Below are 14817 nucleotides of genomic sequence, written 5' to 3' on the forward strand. Positions count from 1 at the left end.
CCCGCCCCGCCACACCCGTTGAAGGAGCCCCCGGTGAACATCCCCGCCAACGCCTCGCACACCGCCGCCGACCGGGCGGCGGACCCCCAGATCAACATCCTGGAGACCGGCTACACCCCGGTCATCCTCGACGGCCAGATCCTCGCCGTCCCGCTGCGCCCCGCGCCCGGTGGCCCCGAGTTCGTGCCCGCGATCGTGGGCGGCGAGGCCGTCGCGGTGCCGGTCCACAACCCGCTCGCCATCGCGGCCGCCGCGCACCCGCAGCCGGCCCCGCAGCCCGCCGCCCCGGCGCAGCCGGTGGCCGAGCAGGGCATGCCGCTGGCGGTACGCCAGTACCTGCTCGTCGGCTCCGTCACGGCGCTCGCGGCCAGCGGCGCGGTGTGGGTGATCGGCGCCGCCGTCGCCGAGGTCGCCCCGCACGCCGACAAGCTCGGCGAGGTTCTCAAGTACGCCGCCGTCCTGGTCGGCGCCGTCGTCATCGGCGTGGCCGCGCTGATCGGCAAGCTGCGCGCCGTCACCTCCGGCGCCACCAGCGGCAACGGCGCCTCCGCCACGGCCACCGGCGACGGGGCCACCGCGACCGGCACTGTCCTGGCCCTGGTCCACCGCACCCACCAGACCAACATCGGCAAGCAGAGCGCCGGGTGGCGCGGCTCCATCACCAACCACAACGGCTGAGCCAACCGACCGAAGGAGACCCCTTGCGACAGCGACTCGCCCGCCTGCGCCAGTTCCTCAACCGCCGCCCCGCCCCGCTGTGGGAGGACGACGACCTGCCCAGCGTCTACCTGCCCGCCGGCGAAGAGCCGCCGGCGCCCGATCCGGACCGCGAACCGGTCTGGTGCACCGCAGGCCCTCTCGTCCGGCACCTCCAGGAAGCCGCCGCCGCCGAAGCCGACCGGCTCCGCGCCGCCGCGAGCGGTTCCTGATCCGGCCGACCGGTCTCGCCCCCGGCCCGCACGCCGCCCACCCAGCCGCCACTGGCCGGGTGGGCGGCGCCGTGTCCGGGGACGGGGCCGGCCGACCGGCCGACACCACGACCAAGACCCAGGAGACCCCGACCATGGCCGAGCCCTTCCGCATCGACCTGACCAACCCCGCTCCCAGCGACCTGGGGCCGGCGCTGCCGCTGGGCACCTACGTGCTGTACCGCGATGTCGACCGCTACCTCGCCGGGCACAGCGACCACACCCGGGCCTGCCGCGTCATCGACCACCCCGCCGACTACCTCACCGCCGGCCGCTCGTCCCTGCTGGACCTGCGCACCCAGGAGCAGATCACCGGCGTCCCGCTCGCCTACCTGCGCGTGCTGGACCCGGCAGAGATCATGCACGACATCGACACCGCGCCCCTGAACACGCTGGACGGCGGCCAGACGCTCTCCGCCGCCGGCGCCTGGCTCGCCGCCCACCGCCGCGACACCGACTGCTGACCGGTCGACCGGTCTCGCCCCCGGCCCGCACGCCGCCCACCCAGCCGCTACTGGCCGGGTGGGCGGCGCCGTGTCCGGGGACGGGGCCGGCCGACCGGCCGAACCAGACAGAAGGGCAACACCACCATGACCACCACCGCCACGTTCGAGAACCTGATCGGTCGCTTCGGTGCCGACATCGCCTACCTTGCCAGCTACCACCTCGACGACCCGACCGGCCTGCCGGCCGAGGGCATCACGCCCGAGCAGTTCACCCGGCTCGTCGGGGAAGCCGCCGACAACACCTCGACCTACGCCCCCTACCAGGACTGGGCCGAGGAACTGGAGCTGGCCGCCCGCTACCTCGGCGACGCGCTGAGCTCCGACCCCGACAACCAGGGCGTGTTCCTGGCCAAGGCCGCCGGCTCGATTGACGTCGCCGCCATCGCCGCCGAGGACCTGCGGCTCAGCCGCTGACCGGCCGACCGGCCTCGCCCCCGAGCCTGTCTCCCGCCCACCCCGCCGTCACTGGCCGGGTGGGCGGCGCGCGTTCGGGGACGGAGCCGGCCGACCGGCCGCAACCCGACCGCCCTGGAGGACCCGATGGGCTACGCCCACTACACCGTCACCCGCCACGACGGCATCGAGATCGAGGCCGGCTACGCCGTCGAGGCCGTCTGCGAGCAGGACGGCTGCACCGAGCAAATCGACCGCGGCCTGGACCAGCTGTGCGGCTCCTGGCCCGGCACTCCCGAGGACGGCTGCGGCGGCTACTTCTGCTCCCGCCACCTCTACTACGGCGACTGGGAGAGCGAGGAGCCGCAGTCGCTGAACTGCAAGCCCTGCATCGACAAGCGCGACTGATCCGGCGGGCCGGCCAGTGCGCGCATCCGACCTCGACCCGACCGGCGAGAAGCACGGCGGCACGCCGACCTACTCCTGGCGCAAGGGCCCGGCCAGGACGGTCCTGGCCACCCGGCGCCAGCTGCGCGCGATGGGCCTTCGCCCGGGCGGCCAGGACGTCGTCGCCCAGGTGGTGTGCCGGCGCGGCAAGCGCGTCGGCTTCCTGTTCCGCGTCGACCAGGCCCTGCCGGTGCGGGCCATGACCCCGGGCCGGGCCGCCGCCCTGGACCGGGCGATGGCCGCCCGCCAGACCTGTCCGGTCTGCCGTACCCGCTATCCGATCTGCCTGCCGCTCAAGACCCTCGGCAGCTGCCTGCCCTGCTCCGAGCTGACCGACGCCGAGCGCGACCAGCTCGCCGCCCTCACCGCCACCACTTCCTGACCGCCCAGCCGTTTCGTGCCGACCCGCCGTCGGCCAGTTCGTCCTGACAAGGAGCCAGCCCGATGTCCCAGCAGTGCTTCACCGCCGCCCAGCAGCCCGACACCGAGGAGCCCGGCCTGACCTGGAACACCCCGCACCCCAACCGGCTGCGCGCCGCCTACGACGAGCTGGACTGGCGCGCGGCCGCCGTGCTCGCGCTCTTCTCGCTGACCATCCTGACCGTGCTGGTCCTCAGCCTCGGCCCCTACGTGCTGCACGCCCTGCGGTGGATCATCCAGCCCGAGCACTCCACCATCCCGGCGCAGCGGCTGTGGAGCACGATCAACACCCCGATCCACCGGTACCTCGCCCAGCACAGCACCGGGCTGGCGGCCGGGCCCCGAACCCTTTACACCGCCTGGGCCGTGGCCGGCGTATTCATCCTGATCCGGGCCCTGCGCCAGGGCGCCACCGTCGGCGTCCAGCTGGGCGCGTTGGTCTTCGGCACGCTGACCGTCGCCATGGTCTGGTCCGGCACCGACACCCAGGCCCGCCCGGTCGCCGCCGGCCTGGCCGCCCTCGCCTGGGCCGCGCTCGCCGCCCTGGCCCTGACCGGCAGCTGGATCACCACCCACCTCACCGTCGTCAACCAGCCCGCCCCCGCTCCCGCCCAGCCCGCCCCGGCCCCGATCCCGGCGCCCGTGGTCGTGGACGTCCAGCGCCTGCAGGTCGACATCAACGGCCGCCGCCTCACCAACGGCGGCGACGACCAGAACTGACCCACCGACACCCCCGCCGGGGCCGCCAGCCGCGCGGCCCCGGCCCGCACCACCGACTCCCCCGCACCGACCGGACCCGAGAGGAACCCCCCCCGATGACCTGGGCCATATCCCGCGACGCCCGCCTCACCGAACTGCGCGCCCTCATGGCCGAACGCGCCGCCGTCCTGGGCAACCTGCCGCCCGGCACCGCCGCCCACGACGGCATGACCAAGGAGGTCAACACCATCTACGCCGAGATCAAGGAACTCGAAGGCTCCCGCGGCATCGACCCCCGGCTCCTGCTCGTCCTCCTCGGCCTGGTCGCCCTCTTCCTGTGGCACCTCGCCAGCTGACCCGATCCGGGCACTGACGCTGCCCACCAGTTCGCGCCCCGCCCCCGGCCACCCCGGCCGGGGGCGGGGCGCCCTGGTGAGCGGCGCGGCCACCCGGCCGGACACCACCAGCAACGAACGGAGAACCAGATGACCGCCACCGACCGCGCCGCCAACTTCGCCACCGGCTACGCCCTCCTGCACGCCGCCGCCGCGATCGGCGACATGTGGGTCCAGACCGACACCTGCGCCCGGATCAAGGGCGCCACCGACACCAACCCCGTCATCGACCGCGACGAGAAGGCCGGCACCCAGACCGTGCACGGCACCCGCGAGGGCCAGCTCGCCTGCCTCCACCACTGCGCGACCTACACCGCCACCCAGGCCGCCGCCCTCCTGGTCGGCTCGCGCGTCCTGGGCCTGCGCCTCAAGCCCGGCCGCGTCGCCGCCGCCCTGGCCGTCTCCTTCGCCACCCACTACGTCGCGGACAGGCGACTTCCCCTGGCCCGCCTGGCCAAGGCCACCGGCAAGGGCGCCTTCTACGAGCGCCTCACCCCGATCTGTGGATCTTTCGAGCTCGACCAGGCCTGGCACCACGGATGGGAAGCCGCCGCCGCCCTCGTCCTGGCCCGCTGACCCGAACCGGGTGATCACGCTGCCCACCGGACCCCGCACCGACCCGGCCACCAGCCGGCGCCGGGACGGGGCCCGGTGCGCGGCGCGGCCACCCGGCCGGACCCACCGCACACCTTTCAGGAGAAGTTGAGATGACCGAAGTCTTCGAGTCGATCCGGTTCACCGCCGACGTGGTCGCCACCACGCCGGACGGCCGCGTCCTGCTGATCGAGCGGGGCTGGCCGCCCTTCGACGGTGCCTGGGCGCTGCCCGGCGGCCATGTCGACGCCGGCGAGACGAGCCGCCAGGCAGCAGCCCGGGAGCTGGCCGAGGAAACCGGCGTGCGCGTGGACGCCGCGGAACTGCTCCAGCTCGGCGCCTGGGACACCCCCGGCCGCGACCCCCGCGGCCGGTACGTCACCGTCGCCTACCTCGCCGTTGTCCCGGACGACACCCCGATCACCGCCGGAGACGACGCCCGCAATGCCTGCTGGTGGCCGTTCGACGGCCTCCCGGAGCAGCTGGCGTTCGACCACGCCGCCATCCTCGCCACCGCCCTGCGCGGAGAACCGGCCGCCGGACCCGCCGCCGGGCGCTGACGCTGCCCACCAGTTCGCGCCCCGCCCCCGGCCGCCAGCCGGGTCGGCGGGGCGCCCTGGTGCGCGGCGCGGCCACCCGGCCGGGACCAACGACCGAAGGAGAACCCGATGAACGGTAAGGAATCCGTCGAGCAGACCGCGACTGCCAGGCGGGTCGCGGCTGCCGTCGACACCGTGCTGGACCAGGTGGAGGCCGGCCACAAGCCGAACGTGGCCGACGTCCTGGTGGCCAACGTCGCGCTGTTCGTCGCAGAACGCGACGGCGTCCAGCCCGGGAGCTGGCACGAGCACCTGCGCAACCGCCCCGGTAACGCCTCCTGAAGACCACCGCTACCACGTGGCCAGTTGGCCTGTGCCCGGTGCTCACGCTGCCCACCAGTTCGCGCCCCGCCCCCGGCCGCCAGCCGGGCCGGCGGGGCGCCCTGGTGCGCGGCGCGGCCACCCGGCCGACACCGAAGACCGCCTCGGAGGACCACATGATCATCGCTCAGGCCGTCCGCCCACCGCAGACGCCGACCCGTCCGACCATCGCCGACCTGCGTACCTCGGGCAGCACCGAGGGGGAGGTCCGGCTGGTCGGAACCATCACCCACTCCCGTCGGCACGCCAACCGAGCCGGCAACCAGTGGGCCACCCTCACGCTCACCGACACCACCGGGCAGATCGACGTCCGCGTCTTCCCGCGCACCTGGATGCCGCTGCGTGAGCGCGACGTCGTCCAGGTCGGGCAGCCGGTTGCCGTCACCGGCCGGATCAACGCGCCCGGCCGCGACCTGGTGGAGATCTACTGCAACGACCTCGCCCCGGCCCCCGCGCAGGCGCTGCCGCCACAGGACAGCGACCTGGTGACCATGGAGATGATGATCGGCCGCCACGCCACGGCGCTGGTCGACCTGGCCGCGACCGACGAGCGCACCACCCTCACCCCGGCGGCGTTCACCGCGCTGGTCCGCGACACCGCCCACCTGCTCCTGGACACCCGGCTCCACGAGGCCGGCCAGCACCTCCTCGCGGCGGGCCAGTACCTGCGGGCCGTCCCCGCGGCGGCCGGCGAGCACCAGCAGCTGCTCGCCTTCGCGGCCCGCCACCTCGGCCAGGCGCAGGATTGCGCGGACGCCCCCCGCAGCGAGGCCTGCTGATGGCCGGCGAGCTCGCACTGGCGCTGGTCGGATCGGCGGCACCCTCATCGGCACGCTCGGCACCGCGCTGCTGCAGCAGTGGGCCGCCCGCACCGACCGGAAGGCCGGCGCCACCCAGGAGCGGCGGCGCGAGCTGGTCCAGGCCGTCACCGCCCTGATGGCCGCCTTGGCCGCGCACCGCCGCTCGATGTACATCCGCGAGCGGCTGCGCCTGACCGGTGCCGACGAGGGCCTGGTCGCCGAGGCCCGCTCCGAGAGCCACCGCACCCGGGCGGAGATCACCGCGCCGCTGGTGACCCTGTCGATCCTCGCGCCCGATCTGGCCGGCGCGGCCACCGCCGCCGAGCGGGCCACCTACGCGATGCGCGGCGCCGCCGACCAGGCCGCGCTCGACGACGCCCGCACGAAGGCCACCGGGGCGGCCTCGGGCCTGGTCAACGCCGCCGCCCAGCAGCTCGCCTGACCTTCCGCCAGCCGCCGGCCCGGACGTGACCTGTGTCCGGGCCGGCCCCATTCCCAGGAGGACACCAACCGTGAACTACGAGCCCGGGACCCTGATCGTCCTGATCGGCGGCAGCGGTGCCGGCAAGACCACCTACGCCACCAAGCACTGGCCGGGCAGCTGGCGCCTCAACCTCGACTCCTATCGGGCGATGGCCACCGACACCGAGGCCGACCAGTCCGCTACCCCCGTCGCGGACCAGGTCCAAACGCTCCTGCTGGACGCCCGCCTGTCCCGCAACCTGACCACGGTTGTGGACAACACCGACTTGATGCCGCACGTGCGCGCCGGCCTGCTCGCCCGCGCCCGCTACTGGCAGCGCCCGGCCGCCGCGCTGCTGTTCACCGCCCCGCTCCAGCTGTGCCGGGAGCGCAACGCCGCCCGGGACCGTGTCGTGCCCGACCACGTCCTGGTCGAGCAGCACCGCCTCCTGCCCACCGCCGAGCAGCTGCTCGGCGAGGGCTTCGCCCACGTCGAGGAGATCCGGGTCGGCGACGACACCGGGATGAGCGACGACCCCACCGGCGTCTGGACCTGACCACCCGACAACCCGCCCACCAGCCACCGGAGGACGAACCATGCGCACCACCCTGCTGACCGCGGCCTGCACGGTCACCGTGCTGGCCACCACCGGCCTCGCCCTGGGCCTGCGCCGCAGCACCAAGGCCCCCGCGGCCCCCGCCCCCGCCCCGTTCCTGGAGGCGACCGAGCCGATCAGCCAGAAGGACCTGGGACCGTACGGCCCGCGCGTGTTCAGCGGCGGGGTGGAGCAGCTGCACGACTGGCTCGCCTCCGGCACCTGGTCGGATCCGACCGAGGTGCTGGACGCGCTGCGCGAGCAGGCCCCCTGCTTCTTCCTTTCGGACCTGGTCCGCGACCTGAGCACCGACCTGGACGCGGCGAGCCAGTGGGAGCCGGCCGACCGGTTGCGCGAGGCCGAGCGGCTGCTGCGCCAGGCCGCCGCCGCGCTCGGCGAGAGGGACTACGAGCAGGACGGCTCGCCGTGCCCGGACGAGCCACACGACGCCGATTGCGTCGGCGGGTGCGGCGGCACCGGCGAGGTCATGGAGATCATGACCTGGGACGACCAGGGCGACGGCATCTACGTGCCGGTCCACCAGGAGCCCGTCGACTGCCCGGTCGGCCGTCACCACTACGTCCACGGCGAGACGTGCGAGTGCGGCGGCAGCGGCTTCACCTTCGAGGGCGGCTACCGGCACCTCTGCCTCGGCACCACCCCGCCCCAGCCGCTCCCGCCGACCGACGAGGACCCCTGGGACAGCATCGCGAAGACCGTCACCGACGACTGCCCGTTCTGACCCACCACCAGCAGCAGCACCGAGGCCCGCCCGGCGACCACGTCGGGCGGGCCTCGGCCGCTCCCGGGCACGGCCGGCCACGACCTCTCACAGCCGACCGGCCGCACCCGGGCGCTCCCTCCGACACGAGACCGAAGGACAGCTCAGTATGGCGACCGCGCTCCTGCCCCGTCCCGCTCTTCCCCGCACCCCGTCCCCGGACCAGCGCCGCCTGGCGGCGTCTGTGATCCGCTCGATCGGACACCTGGCCCCGCGCCCGCACCGGGCCCGCTACGCCTGCGCCTCCTGCTCCACGGCCTGGTCCGGCCCGGAGGCCGACTGCTGGAGCTGCGGCCTGCCGGCCACCCACGCCAGCGACGACGTCTCCTGGCTCCACCGGCTCTTGCTGGCCCCGGTCCTGCCCCGCGCCCCGAAGGCCGGCACCCGGTGACCGGTCAGCAGCTCCCGGACGAGCTGGACCGGCGCCTGGCCGCCGAGCTCGTCCCCCAGTGCCCCGCCCTCCGGCCGGCCCGCCGCCGAACCGCCCCGGCCCGGGCCCTCGGCGCCGCCGTGATGCCCGACCCGCGCGCGGCCGAGCACCGCGCCGAACTCCTCGCCGCCCTCCGCCGCCCCACCACCAGCACGCCGAGCCCGAAGGAGACCACAGCAGCATGAGCACCGACGACCACGGCCAGGCCGTGCCGCTGGACCTGATCCTAGGCCCGCACCTGGCCGCCACCGTCATCCGCCGCATCGCCACCGGCCTGCAGCGCGACGACCTGCTGCCCGGGGACGTCGCGCTGCGGCTGGCGTGCGAGCGTGCCACCGACGGCGACCCCCTGGTCCTGGCCGCCCCCGGACAGATCTGGGAGCTGCGCCCGGAGGTGGACATCGACGACGCGCCCGCCCGCCGCCTGGCGGTCCACCTGCGCCTGAGCGAGCCGCCGTGCGTCTACGTCTCCGACGCGGACGCCGGGGACGACGCCGAGATCGACGAGCTGCTCCTGGAGGTCCTGGAGCTGTACGTGCTGGCGTCCTGGGACGTCCGCTTCCTCACCGCACCCACTACTGCCGTCGGCTGACCGCGATGCCGTCCGACACCGCCGGCTTGGCGGCCATCCGGTCCGCGGCCGAGTCCCTCGACTGCTCCCCCACCACGACCGAGCAGGACGCCGACGCCGCCGTACACGCCGCCCGAAGTGCCCGCGACGAGCACGACCTGGTCCTGCTCCTCGGCGCGCTCGGCCTGCCCCACGGCGAGGACGACCTCGCCCGGCTCGCACCGCACCTCGCCACCCAGGCCGGGACCGCCGGTCGTCCCGACCAGACCCACGGAGGTACCACCGTGTCCGACACCCTCACCACCACCGGCGAGCAGGCCGACGTCCTGGCGGCCGTGGACCCGGTGACCCGCGAGGTCGCCCTGGCCATGCGCGCCAAGGGCGACAGCCCGCTCAAGATTCTCGCCGCCACCGGCCTGACCGAGGACGAGCTGCAGGCCCTCACCGCCGAACAGACCGAGGCCGGGCCGGACTCGGCGTTCGGCACCGCCGTGGACGAGCTCCTCGCCTGGGCCGCGCAGCACCCGCAGGCCAAGGTCCAGCGCCTGGCCGACCAGGCCCGCCAGGCGCTGGAGAAGCTCACCGCGCAGCGCACCGCCGACCAGGCCGTGGCCTCCTACGAGGCCAAGGTCGCCAACCTCAGGGCGCAGCTGGCGAAAGCGGAGCAGGCGCTGCGTGAGGCGAAGTCCGGCAAGTCCACCACCGCGGCTCCGGCCGCCGCGTCCGGCGGGTCCGAGTTGGCGCAGCCCGCCGACAAGGCCACCCGCGACATCATCCGCGCCTGGGCCAACCAGAACGGCCGCCTGGTCGCGGGCCGCGGTTCCATCCCCCAGGCGGTGCTGCGCGACTGGTATGCCGCGCACCCTGACACGCTCGCCGGCTGAGCATGGCCGGCCGCCCGACCGCTGGGCCGGGCTACGTCACCGGTGCGGGGCAGGTCACCCTGTCCCGCACCGGTGGCGGCGCCGGCCCTGACTGGGGCGCTTACGCCCTCCTCTACACCTCCCGGCCCCTCGCCGGCGGCGGCAGCGAGGCCGTGATCGGCTACTGCCCGCCCGAGGCCGACCTGCTCGACCCCGCTTGGGGCCTGCATCAGCAGCGGCCGTACGGCCCGCTCGGCACCGCGACCCGGCCGCTCGGCGACTACGCCAGCGCCTCCAACCCGGCCCGCAGCAGGAGCGAGTCCCCCGCCGCCTACAGCCAGCGGATGGCGTTGTTCCTGCTGCGCATCGCCGCCGCGACCCGCGTCAACGCCTCCAGCCCGCATGTGATCGACCTGCCCTGGGCGGCCTGGACGCTCGCCACCGAGCAGCACGTGGTGCTCGCCGTCGACCCGGACCACCCGCACCGCGGCTGGGCCGGCCACCACCAGGTCCGCGTCGGCCGCCTCATCGCCCTGCAGCCCAAGCAGCCTTGACCGCCCGCCATTGAGGGGAGTACCGCCATGCCCGGCACCATCACCGCCGACCTGCCCGGGGCGATAGCCCGCACCCAGGCCAGCCTGGCCCGCTACCGGCACGCTCTCGGCCCCGGTCCGGACTCCGACCCGGCGATCGACGCCGCCTGGATCCTGCACCGCGACGTCGCCGCCCTGCTGCCCGCCGCCCTGGCGCTGCTCGCCGAACGCGACGACCTCGCCCGGCGCCTGGAGACCGCGCGCCGCGACCCGCTCACCGGCCTGCCCACCCGCGCCGCCTTCACCGCCACCGCCGAGCAGCTGCTCACCACAGCGGCGGCGCCCGCCGCGCTGATGGTGGACCTGGTCGACTTCAAGGCGGTCAACGACACCTACGGCCACCAGGTCGGCGACGCGGTCCTGACCGCCGTCGGCAGCCGCCTCGCCGACTGGGCCGGGCCCGGCGCTGCGTGCGGCCGGCTCGGCGGCGACGAGTTCGCTGTCGTTCTCGACACCGACCCCGCCGACCTGCCCGAGCGGATCGCCAAGCTCCGCGCCCTGCTCGAGCAGCCCGTCGAGCACGACGGCCAGGTCCTCGCCGTCGGTGCCTCCATCGGCACCGCCGCCCGCACCACCGACCACCCCGACCTCGGCCTGTCGGCGCTCCTGCACGCCGCCGACCAGGCGATGTACGCCGACAAGGGCCGCGGCCGCCGCGGCCGCCGCCAGACCACCCCCACCCACACCCTCGCCGCCTAACCGGAAGGAACCCCGTCCGATGGCCCGCATCACCATGCCCATCACCCCCGTCCACGCCGACGGCACCCCCTGCACCCACCAGGTCAACCAGCGCACCGGCCACCCCAAGGACCCGACCAGCGACTGCACCGGCCGCACCGGCTACGCCGCCACCTGCTCCGCCTGCAGCGAGACGGTCAGCAACTACCTCAAGCTCCTCGTCACCCCCGAGGTCAGCAGCCACCTGCGCCGGCACGCCAACTGACCACCAGGAGGACCACCGCCATGACGGACACGACCGTCCCCACCGGCTTCACCACCCTCTACGGCCTGACCATCGCCTGCTGCGACGAGGACGGCGATGCCTACCTCGCCCTCGGCCACCACGACACCCGCCGCATGACCGCCGCCGCCAACCGCCTCCTGCGCACCGAGCGCCTCGAGCGCTACCGGCCGATCGTCGGTGAGCTCCCGCGCATCACCCACGAGTGGGGAACCCTCACCCAGCGACCGGTGGACGAGGACGGCGAAGGCGGCGGCTGGACCTTCGAGTTCACCGCTCCCGACGAGGCCGGCGCCCGACCGGTCACCCTGCTCGACATCACCGGCCTGGGCGACGTCGAGCTCCTGGCCGCCCCCAGCCGCTGCCCCGACTGCTCCCGCCTGACCAACACCGCCCACTACATGCGGATCGAGATGCGCGCCCTCGGCGCCCCCGGACCGCTCGGCCACGAGTGCCGCTCCTGCCGCACCATCTGGCCCGCCACATCCCTATCCCCCCGGGGCCTGGCCCCGGCAGCCTGACCACTGCCACCCCCGCGGACCTCGAACGAAGGGCCCGCTCCTCCCGCCTTCGACAGCGGGGAGGAGCGGGCCCTTCTGTGTTCTGGGCGAGGTCAGAATTTCTTACCTCGCCTTGACGGTAGCTATTCGACTGCCCCGGCCCCGGGGCGTCCTGACCGGCTGCCAGTTGGGCTTTAAATCGCCTGCATCCTCGCAGAGGGCCCGTCCCAGTGAATCTGGCGGGCATCGGCCCTCCGTACGGCCGCTGGTTGAGCGTCAGGACGCGGCTTGAACAGCCCCGACACGGTCAAGCAACAGCTCCGCGACAGCCGTCAGGGTTTCCGGAGACAGGTGGGCCACCAGGGCGTCGACGATTGCCGTCGGCGAGGCCATCGGGACCATGATCTGCTGCGGCGCCATGGCCTCCGGGGTATTAACGGCGTTAACGCCGGAGCCCTCGACCGCCTCCGGACGGATGCCTACGCCGGAGGTATTAACGGCGTTAACAGTCGGAGCGGGTCGCCTCCCACTCCCCTCCCGTCGTGCAGAGCGCTGGCGGGGGGTGTTAACGGCGTTAATGGTCTCGGCCGCGGCCGTGGCCTGCTCCGCCTTGGGCAGGCGGCCGATGCGGCGCGCCGGCTCCACCTTCAGTTCGCCGGTCTCCACCTTTTCCTGCAGTTCGGGGGTGAGCTCCAAGAGTGCGAGCCGCTGCGAAACCCAGGCCGGGGTCTTCCCGAGGCGCTTGGCCACCTGGCCCTGCGATCCGTGGGTCTTCACCAGCTCCTGGATTGCCTTGGCCTGATCCAGCGGAGGCACGTCCACCCGGTGGATGTTGGCGACCAGCGCGCCCTCGAGGAGGTCTGCGGCACTCGCTGCCAGGTCGTCGTTGACGTCGATCCGCAGTTCCTCGAGCCCCGCGAGAGGAGCCGCGCCCAAGCGGCGGTTCCCGTCGATGACGACGTACTCGGCCTCCTCGCCCAGGGCTTCCTCAGTTCCGGGATGCACGGCGAGGAACGCTGCCCGCCGGACGACAGCAGCGGGCTGGAGCTGCCCCTTCTGCCTCAGCGACTCGGCGGTCTCCTCGAGGTCGGTGAGTTCATCGCGGGGGTTGAACGGGTTGTGTGCGAGGAGCTTCAACGCGACTGCGGCTGGGGGGCGGCGGCCTTCGCCGGAGATGATCTGTTGCCGGGTGCGCGGACGCCGGGGGGCGGGAGCGTCGTCCTGGCCGTCGTCGCCAAGGCTGAAACCGCGAGTGATTCGCGACTGGGGCGGCGTCATACCGCGAGCTCCTTAGCCAGGTCGCGCATGACCTGCGCGTGTTCGCTGTCGGGTGCGTACTCGAGCAGAGGGATCTCGCCGTCTGCTGCCTCTCGGCCTTCTTTGAGGTCGCCGATGACCGCCAGGACCGCGGGAGAGCTGCTCTTCTCCCACTGGTCCTTGTTCTCCTTTACGAGCTTGCCGCGCCGGCTGTCGTAGGCGTTGATGATCAGCCCGAGGTAGTCGACCTGGATACGGCCCTTGCGGCACAGGTCGTCCATCTGCGACTTCAGGAGTCGGAAGGCGCGGTGCGAGGCTCTGTTCGCCCAGACCGGCGTGATGACCCCGGACCGGTCGGCCAGCTCGCCGTCCCGGCGGCGGACGTAGTACAGGGCGGTGTCCATGTTCAGCCCCAGACTTGGCGGGCCGTCGATGATGATCACGTCGTAGTCGGCCTCCAGCTTCTCCAGAGCCCGTTCGAGCGCCGCCTCGCTGAAGCTGACCTTGGACAGCGCAACATCACGGAGGAAGGCATCATCCGAGGCGGGAAGCAGGTGGAGCCGCTCGCCGAAGCGTTCGCCGTCCACGGCGACGAGCAAGTCCCTTATGTCGCCCCTGGCCGTGCCGTCCATGTGCATCATCAGCGTCTCAACGCCGTCTTCGTACATGAGCTCTTCGAAGCCGAGCTCGGCGGTCAGGTGCCCTTGGGGGTCGTAATCCACCAGGAGCACCCTGCGGCCGGACTCGGCCAGTGCCTGGGCGATGCCTGAAGAGATGAAAGTCTTGCCGACCCCGCCCTTCTGATTGGCCACTATGACCCGCACGACGGGCTGCGCCACCAGGGGAGCGCTCGGGGAAGGGTGGTTCTCCAGCCACAGTGTCAGGGCCTGGGCCAGGCCCTGCACGTAGGTGACGCCGCGATCGGCACACGCGGTCTTGAACTTCTCCGGCTCACCTGCGGCCAGGAAGGTGCCCCAGGTCTTCGCGCCGTCAGTGTTCACCTCCGGCCGGTCCGATGCCTCGTACCAGGCTCGGATCGCGTGCTCGGTAGCGTCCTGGATGTCCAAGCCGTGCTCGAATGCACGGATCTTGAGTCGACGTCTCAACTGGGGCGGGAGAGAAGTAATTAGCTTCTCTCGCTTCTGACTGACCATAGGGCTGCTCATGAGGCCGAATATTACTAGGCCATAGATCAGTTGACGCAGGGACACGCTCAGGCTGGTGGCGACGGCAAACGGAGAGGCCCGGCCGACACCGTGCTGGACGGCCTGGCCGAACTGCTCGCCAATGCCACCCGCCATGCGGGGCCCCGCCCGGCTGCCCCGCTGCTGCGCCTGGACCCGGTCGGCGCCCCGGTGGGCTTCGAGGTCGAGGAACAGGGCGGCGCCCTGCCCAAGACCGTGGCCCGCCTCGGTGACGACCGGGCCGTCACCGGCCGCGGCTTGCTGATGGTCGAAGCCCTCACCGAACGGTGGGGGAGCGACCCGACCGACACTGGCAAGGTCGTCCGAGCCGAGCTGGCCCCGCCAGTGCCCCGCTGGACCCAGTCGCCATCGCCACCCAAGCCCGCCACGCCACCGCCCGCAGCGACTACATGCGGGCCGCGTCCATGGGCACCGCCCCCGCCCAATCCCCATCGCGTCTACCCAGGACACAAGATG

Annotated in this window: 25 protein-coding genes; 23 read left to right on the top strand and 2 right to left on the bottom strand. The window is 73.5% G+C overall.

The window, feature by feature from the left end; genetic code table 11:
* Positions 1-33 precede the first annotated feature (33 nt).
* The 23 genes from ACFYNO_RS33055 to ACFYNO_RS33165 all read left to right on the top strand — a co-directional run bounded on the left by ACFYNO_RS33055 (position 34) and on the right by ACFYNO_RS33165 (position 11920).
* A complete protein-coding gene (locus tag ACFYNO_RS33055) occupies positions 34-678 on the top strand; it encodes a hypothetical protein (RefSeq protein ID WP_388021146.1) in 645 nt (214 codons plus the stop codon).
* A gap of 23 nt (positions 679-701) precedes the next feature.
* Positions 702-929, top strand: coding sequence for a hypothetical protein (locus ACFYNO_RS33060; RefSeq protein ID WP_388021148.1), 228 nt, complete (start codon positions 702-704; stop codon positions 927-929).
* A gap of 71 nt (positions 930-1000) precedes the next feature.
* On the top strand, positions 1001-1432 hold the full coding sequence (locus ACFYNO_RS33065; RefSeq protein ID WP_388021150.1) for a hypothetical protein: 432 nt from the start codon (positions 1001-1003) through the stop codon (positions 1430-1432).
* 126 nt (positions 1433-1558) lie between these two features.
* A complete protein-coding gene (locus ACFYNO_RS33070; protein WP_388021152.1) occupies positions 1559-1888 on the top strand; it encodes a hypothetical protein in 330 nt (109 codons plus the stop codon).
* Between the two features lie 126 nt (positions 1889-2014).
* Positions 2015-2275 carry a hypothetical protein gene (locus ACFYNO_RS33075; protein WP_388021154.1) on the top strand — a complete coding sequence of 87 codons (261 nt, stop codon included), beginning with the start codon at positions 2015-2017 and terminating at the stop codon, positions 2273-2275.
* 16 nt (positions 2276-2291) lie between these two features.
* Positions 2292-2696, top strand: coding sequence for an RRQRL motif-containing zinc-binding protein (locus ACFYNO_RS33080; RefSeq protein WP_388021156.1), 405 nt, complete (start codon positions 2292-2294; stop codon positions 2694-2696).
* Positions 2697-2758: 62 nt separating this feature from the next.
* Positions 2759-3454 (top strand): hypothetical protein, encoded by a 696-nt coding sequence (locus ACFYNO_RS33085; protein WP_388021158.1) that lies wholly within the window; start codon positions 2759-2761, stop codon positions 3452-3454.
* A gap of 95 nt (positions 3455-3549) precedes the next feature.
* Positions 3550-3789 carry a hypothetical protein gene (locus ACFYNO_RS33090; protein ID WP_388021160.1) on the top strand — a complete coding sequence of 80 codons (240 nt, stop codon included), beginning with the start codon at positions 3550-3552 and terminating at the stop codon, positions 3787-3789.
* Between the two features lie 129 nt (positions 3790-3918).
* Positions 3919-4404, top strand: a complete 486-nt coding sequence (locus tag ACFYNO_RS33095) for a hypothetical protein (protein WP_388021162.1) — start codon at positions 3919-3921, stop codon at positions 4402-4404.
* 131 nt (positions 4405-4535) lie between these two features.
* Positions 4536-4982 carry an NUDIX domain-containing protein gene (locus ACFYNO_RS33100; protein ID WP_388021164.1) on the top strand — a complete coding sequence of 149 codons (447 nt, stop codon included), beginning with the start codon at positions 4536-4538 and terminating at the stop codon, positions 4980-4982.
* Between the two features lie 108 nt (positions 4983-5090).
* Positions 5091-5303 (top strand): hypothetical protein, encoded by a 213-nt coding sequence (locus ACFYNO_RS33105; RefSeq protein ID WP_388021166.1) that lies wholly within the window; start codon positions 5091-5093, stop codon positions 5301-5303.
* A 38-nt stretch (positions 5304-5341) separates the two neighbouring features.
* On the top strand, positions 5342-6121 hold the full coding sequence (locus ACFYNO_RS33110) for an OB-fold nucleic acid binding domain-containing protein (protein ID WP_388021168.1): 780 nt from the start codon (positions 5342-5344) through the stop codon (positions 6119-6121).
* 157 nt (positions 6122-6278) lie between these two features.
* Positions 6279-6584, top strand: coding sequence for a hypothetical protein (locus ACFYNO_RS33115; RefSeq protein ID WP_388021170.1), 306 nt, complete (start codon positions 6279-6281; stop codon positions 6582-6584).
* Positions 6585-6654: 70 nt separating this feature from the next.
* Complete coding sequence (locus tag ACFYNO_RS33120; protein WP_388021172.1) at positions 6655-7161, top strand: AAA family ATPase; 507 nt, start codon at positions 6655-6657, stop codon at positions 7159-7161.
* 40 nt (positions 7162-7201) lie between these two features.
* Positions 7202-7942 carry a hypothetical protein gene (locus ACFYNO_RS33125; RefSeq protein WP_388021173.1) on the top strand — a complete coding sequence of 247 codons (741 nt, stop codon included), beginning with the start codon at positions 7202-7204 and terminating at the stop codon, positions 7940-7942.
* Between the two features lie 148 nt (positions 7943-8090).
* Positions 8091-8372, top strand: coding sequence for a hypothetical protein (locus tag ACFYNO_RS33130; RefSeq protein ID WP_388021175.1), 282 nt, complete (start codon positions 8091-8093; stop codon positions 8370-8372).
* Positions 8369-8596: a hypothetical protein gene (locus ACFYNO_RS33135; protein ID WP_388021176.1), complete on the top strand. Its 228-nt coding sequence runs from the start codon at positions 8369-8371 to the stop codon at positions 8594-8596. The genes ACFYNO_RS33130 and ACFYNO_RS33135 overlap by 4 nt, the downstream gene beginning before the upstream one ends.
* Positions 8593-9003, top strand: coding sequence for a hypothetical protein (locus ACFYNO_RS33140; RefSeq protein ID WP_388021177.1), 411 nt, complete (start codon positions 8593-8595; stop codon positions 9001-9003). The genes ACFYNO_RS33135 and ACFYNO_RS33140 overlap by 4 nt, the downstream gene beginning before the upstream one ends.
* 5 nt (positions 9004-9008) lie before the next feature.
* The gene (locus ACFYNO_RS33145; protein WP_388021178.1) at positions 9009-9866 is read left to right on the top strand and encodes a hypothetical protein; all 858 of its coding nucleotides are present in this window, start codon (positions 9009-9011) and stop codon (positions 9864-9866) included.
* 2 nt (positions 9867-9868) lie between these two features.
* The gene (locus ACFYNO_RS33150) at positions 9869-10399 is read left to right on the top strand and encodes a hypothetical protein (protein ID WP_388021180.1); all 531 of its coding nucleotides are present in this window, start codon (positions 9869-9871) and stop codon (positions 10397-10399) included.
* Positions 10400-10426: 27 nt separating this feature from the next.
* On the top strand, positions 10427-11137 hold the full coding sequence (locus ACFYNO_RS33155) for a GGDEF domain-containing protein (protein WP_388021182.1): 711 nt from the start codon (positions 10427-10429) through the stop codon (positions 11135-11137).
* 19 nt (positions 11138-11156) lie between these two features.
* Positions 11157-11381 (top strand): hypothetical protein, encoded by a 225-nt coding sequence (locus tag ACFYNO_RS33160; RefSeq protein WP_388021184.1) that lies wholly within the window; start codon positions 11157-11159, stop codon positions 11379-11381.
* A 20-nt stretch (positions 11382-11401) separates the two neighbouring features.
* Positions 11402-11920, top strand: coding sequence for a hypothetical protein (locus ACFYNO_RS33165; RefSeq protein WP_388021186.1), 519 nt, complete (start codon positions 11402-11404; stop codon positions 11918-11920).
* 255 nt (positions 11921-12175) lie between these two features.
* On the opposite strand, the gene ACFYNO_RS33170 is transcribed toward ACFYNO_RS33165, so the two are convergent.
* Together ACFYNO_RS33170 and ACFYNO_RS33175 are read right to left on the bottom strand one after the other, a co-directional pair.
* On the bottom strand, positions 12176-13177 hold the full coding sequence (locus ACFYNO_RS33170; protein WP_388021188.1) for a ParB/RepB/Spo0J family partition protein: 1002 nt from the start codon (positions 13175-13177) through the stop codon (positions 12176-12178).
* Positions 13174-14457, bottom strand: a complete 1284-nt coding sequence (locus ACFYNO_RS33175) for a ParA family protein (RefSeq protein ID WP_388021190.1) — start codon at positions 14455-14457, stop codon at positions 13174-13176. The genes ACFYNO_RS33170 and ACFYNO_RS33175 overlap by 4 nt, the downstream gene beginning before the upstream one ends.
* Positions 14458-14817 lie beyond the last annotated feature (360 nt).

It is taken from the genome of Kitasatospora sp. NPDC006697, assembly GCF_042869935.1.
GTDB lineage: Bacteria > Actinomycetota > Actinomycetes > Streptomycetales > Streptomycetaceae > Kitasatospora.

What these genes read in the sequence shown, in the direction of transcription:
- ACFYNO_RS33070 (WP_388021152.1), top strand. Translation starts at nt 1,559, where the DNA reads ATGACCACCACCGCCACGTTCGAGAACCTGATCGGTCGCTTCGGTGCC.
- ACFYNO_RS33075 (WP_388021154.1), top strand. Translation starts at nt 2,015, where the DNA reads ATGGGCTACGCCCACTACACCGTCACCCGCCACGACGGCATCGAGATC.
- ACFYNO_RS33085 (WP_388021158.1), top strand. Translation starts at nt 2,759, where the DNA reads ATGTCCCAGCAGTGCTTCACCGCCGCCCAGCAGCCCGACACCGAGGAG.
- ACFYNO_RS33090 (WP_388021160.1), top strand. Translation starts at nt 3,550, where the DNA reads ATGACCTGGGCCATATCCCGCGACGCCCGCCTCACCGAACTGCGCGCC.
- ACFYNO_RS33095 (WP_388021162.1), top strand. Translation starts at nt 3,919, where the DNA reads ATGACCGCCACCGACCGCGCCGCCAACTTCGCCACCGGCTACGCCCTC.
- ACFYNO_RS33100 (WP_388021164.1), top strand. Translation starts at nt 4,536, where the DNA reads ATGACCGAAGTCTTCGAGTCGATCCGGTTCACCGCCGACGTGGTCGCC.
- ACFYNO_RS33105 (WP_388021166.1), top strand. Translation starts at nt 5,091, where the DNA reads ATGAACGGTAAGGAATCCGTCGAGCAGACCGCGACTGCCAGGCGGGTC.
- ACFYNO_RS33115 (WP_388021170.1), top strand. Translation starts at nt 6,279, where the DNA reads ATGGCCGCCTTGGCCGCGCACCGCCGCTCGATGTACATCCGCGAGCGG.
- ACFYNO_RS33125 (WP_388021173.1), top strand. Translation starts at nt 7,202, where the DNA reads ATGCGCACCACCCTGCTGACCGCGGCCTGCACGGTCACCGTGCTGGCC.
- ACFYNO_RS33130 (WP_388021175.1), top strand. Translation starts at nt 8,091, where the DNA reads ATGGCGACCGCGCTCCTGCCCCGTCCCGCTCTTCCCCGCACCCCGTCC.
- ACFYNO_RS33140 (WP_388021177.1), top strand. Translation starts at nt 8,593, where the DNA reads ATGAGCACCGACGACCACGGCCAGGCCGTGCCGCTGGACCTGATCCTA.
- ACFYNO_RS33145 (WP_388021178.1), top strand. Translation starts at nt 9,009, where the DNA reads ATGCCGTCCGACACCGCCGGCTTGGCGGCCATCCGGTCCGCGGCCGAG.
- ACFYNO_RS33150 (WP_388021180.1), top strand. Translation starts at nt 9,869, where the DNA reads ATGGCCGGCCGCCCGACCGCTGGGCCGGGCTACGTCACCGGTGCGGGG.
- ACFYNO_RS33155 (WP_388021182.1), top strand. Translation starts at nt 10,427, where the DNA reads ATGCCCGGCACCATCACCGCCGACCTGCCCGGGGCGATAGCCCGCACC.
- ACFYNO_RS33160 (WP_388021184.1), top strand. Translation starts at nt 11,157, where the DNA reads ATGGCCCGCATCACCATGCCCATCACCCCCGTCCACGCCGACGGCACC.
- ACFYNO_RS33165 (WP_388021186.1), top strand. Translation starts at nt 11,402, where the DNA reads ATGACGGACACGACCGTCCCCACCGGCTTCACCACCCTCTACGGCCTG.
- ACFYNO_RS33170 (WP_388021188.1), bottom strand. Translation starts at nt 13,177, where the DNA reads ATGACGCCGCCCCAGTCGCGAATCACTCGCGGTTTCAGCCTTGGCGAC.
- ACFYNO_RS33175 (WP_388021190.1), bottom strand. Translation starts at nt 14,457, where the DNA reads ATGGCGGGTGGCATTGGCGAGCAGTTCGGCCAGGCCGTCCAGCACGGT.